Raw genomic sequence first — 2,756 nt, 5'->3', positions numbered from 1 at the left:
TCTCTTTGGTCTACGAGACTGTCACAGGGTACGTGAAGACCCTTGCTTGCAACATGGTAGGTACGGGGGAGAAGAGAGAATGTTAGGCGGAGTGCTCAACCTCTACAAGCCCTGTGGAATCACCTCTCGGGTCCTTGTCGAGCGAGTGGGGAAGATTCTCGGCACGAAAGCAGGGCACACCGGGACGCTCGATCCCTTTGCCCGTGGGGTGATCCTTGTGTGCTTTGGGAAAGCAACGCGCCTTGTGTCCTTTTTTCAGGAACTCGACAAAGTATACAGGGCCCGAATTCGCTTTGGAATCGCCACGGATACCTACGACGTGGAAGGAAAAGTTACCTCGGTTTCCACAAGACCTCTCGTGAGGGAGGAACTCCTCGAGGCTCTTGAGAACTTTCGCGGGACATTCGTTCAAGAAGTACCTCCCTTTTCGGCTTGCAAGTACCGTGGGCGTCCGCTTTATGAGTATGCCCGGCGCGGAGAGCGCATCACCCTTACGCGTGAAGTGACGGTGCATAAACTCGAGCTTCTTGGCTGTGTGGAGGGAACCTTTGGAGAAGCAGAACTCCTCATCCACTGCTCAGGAGGAACGTACGTACGGAGTCTTGCCAATGATCTTGGGAAGAGGTTAGGACTTGGGGCCTATGTGGCATCCCTTGTTCGGGAACGAGTCGGCATTTTCCCCCTTGGAGAGAGCATTGATGTCATGCGAAGAGGCGTTGATCGAGAATTTCTCCTTGAGCGGTCTATCCCTCCCGAGAAAGCGCTCTATTTCCTTGAGAGTGTAGAAGTTGGGGAGCAGGAAGCAAGACTCTTCCTCCATGGAACACCCTTCACTTTTCCCGCGGCTTTTTCCTCTCCTTCCATGGTAAAAGTGCTCTATGAAGGGTCCTTTCTTGGTCTTGCCTTTTGGGACTCGTCGAGGTTCCTTCCAAAAATCGTTCTTGCCGAATCCTGTCATGTTTCTTAAGCGGGGATGGAAAGAGTTCCCAGAAAGTGTGCTTGCCATAGGGTTCTTTGACGGACTTCATCTCGGACACCGGAGGGTTCTCGCAGAAGCGTACCATCGAGCCACATCTTGCACTCCTCTTTGCGTGGTCACCTTTTATCCCCATCCTCAGCATCTTCTTTCACCTCGGAGGAAAATCAAGTACCTTACCCTGTACGGAGAAAAGTACCTTCTTCTCTCTCGCTTCTATCCGGGGATTTTTCTCTCCTTCCTCCGTTTTGGGGAGAATCTCCGGAGGACTTCGCCTTTGGCTTTTCTCGGTCGAATAGAAGAGGTTTTTCATCCCCGGGTCATCTGCGTGGGAGAGAATTTCCGTTTCGGCTTTGGGCGTCAGGGGAATCCTGAACTTCTCCGAAAGTACTTTGCACCCCGGGGAGTGGATGTTGTTGCCCTTCCTTCGTACCAGGTAGGGGGAGAGGTTGTGTCGAGTTCTCGCATTCGGGAGTACCTCCTTCTTGGGGAGCTCGAGAGAGCCAATGCTCTCCTTGGCTCTCCTTTTTCGGTCATAGGGAAAGTGAGGAAGGGGAGAAGAATTGGAAGAGCCCTTGGTTTCCCTACTTTGAACCTCTATCCTCCATCTGTGAAGCTTCTTCCCCCTCCAGGAGTCTATGTCGGGAGCGTGTCCTGGGAGGGGAATTCGAATTCGGCTTTCCAGGCTCTCGTGTACACGGGAACGAGGCCAACATTTCGGGATACGAAGCGACAGGTCGTGGAGGTTTTTGTGCCCCATTCATCTTTTCCCGAGCTTTACAATCGAAGAGTTTGCATTACCTTCGAGCACTTTGTGCGGAAAGAGATGGTCTTTCCTTCGGAAGAAGCCCTCAAAGCCCAGGTTCAGCGCGACATCGAGACCTTTTTCCTTCTATCTCGAGATGACCGTTAGAATCTCCCGAAGGGTGAGAATGGTCTTCCGTGCCGCCTCCTGGAAACTCGGCTTCTGGAGGATTTCCGCAGAAACAAAACCCCGGTACCCCTGGTTTTTGAGTTCTGCGAGAATCGACCGAAAGTCGAGGTGTCAGATTCATAGTGTCTCACCCGGCATAATGGCTCCTGTCTCGGTTTTCGCGAGTCCTCGCAACCTGCACGCTTACCAGCCATAGTGTCTCGTTTATTGTGTCCGGCCAGCATTGTAGCTCCCCGTCTCGATTTCCGCAAATCCCCTGAGCTTTCGCGCTCCCCAGGCCTCGTTTAAGTGACTCAAAACTAAGTACAAAAGCTTCTCCACCGCTTCTTCTCCACAGAACACCTCCACCACCTTCGTCCGTCGTTTCACCCCCTTAGTCAACCGTTCCAGTTGGTTCGTGGTGTACAGATACCGTCGGATAGGCTTGGGGTGACGGAGAAACGCCAACAGGGCATTCCACAATCCTGGGATAGATCTCACCCCACCTCTCCCGCAGCCTCCCTAAGCCTCCCTTGGCTTCCTCTTCCATCTCTGCCCGGTAAATCTTCTTGAGTGCTTCGGCCAGGGCCTCGCGGTCCCGTCTTCTGGCCTTGTTCAAGGCATCCCGTACGGCATGAAGAACATGAAGCTGCCAGTCCGCATCAGGGAACATTTTCTTGATGGCCTCCTCTAAGCCCGGGAGGTCATCGGTGACGAAGATCCGTACCCTGCGTACCCCGCGGCGCCGGAGGTCTTTCAGCACCTCCTCCCAGTTGTGGGCGCTTTCCCCCATCTGCTCCAAACAGCCAAAAGCCCAGGATATCCCTTCGCCCGTCAGGCCTGATCCCCAAGGCGATGTACACCGGT

Annotated in this window: 4 protein-coding genes; 2 read left to right on the top strand and 2 right to left on the bottom strand. The window is 53.8% G+C overall.

The features are described from left to right. Positions 1-79 precede the first annotated feature (79 nt). Together truB and H5U36_09905 are read left to right on the top strand one after the other, a co-directional pair. Positions 80-967 (top strand): tRNA pseudouridine(55) synthase TruB, encoded by an 888-nt coding sequence (gene truB / locus H5U36_09910; protein ID MBC7218420.1) that lies wholly within the window; start codon positions 80-82, stop codon positions 965-967. Next, positions 957-1,889, top strand: a complete 933-nt coding sequence (locus H5U36_09905; protein MBC7218419.1) for a hypothetical protein — start codon at positions 957-959, stop codon at positions 1,887-1,889. The genes truB and H5U36_09905 overlap by 11 nt, the downstream gene beginning before the upstream one ends. Before the next feature lie 225 nt (positions 1,890-2,114). Here the strand turns inward: H5U36_09905 and H5U36_09900 are convergent, their stop codons facing one another. Beyond that, positions 2,115-2,357 carry a transposase gene (locus H5U36_09900; protein ID MBC7218418.1) on the bottom strand — a complete coding sequence of 81 codons (243 nt, stop codon included), beginning with the start codon at positions 2,355-2,357 and terminating at the stop codon, positions 2,115-2,117. Beyond that, the coding region (locus H5U36_09895) for a transposase (GenBank protein ID MBC7218417.1) at positions 2,284-2,756 on the bottom strand (473 nt) is incomplete at its 5' end. The genes H5U36_09895 and H5U36_09900, both read right to left, overlap by 74 nt.

Source organism: Candidatus Caldatribacterium sp. (genome assembly GCA_014359405.1).
Lineage (GTDB): Bacteria > Atribacterota > Atribacteria > Atribacterales > Caldatribacteriaceae > Caldatribacterium > Caldatribacterium oleiphilum.
Note: the sequence above shows the minus strand (reverse complement) of the source record. Positions and strands in the feature narration are given on the sequence as shown.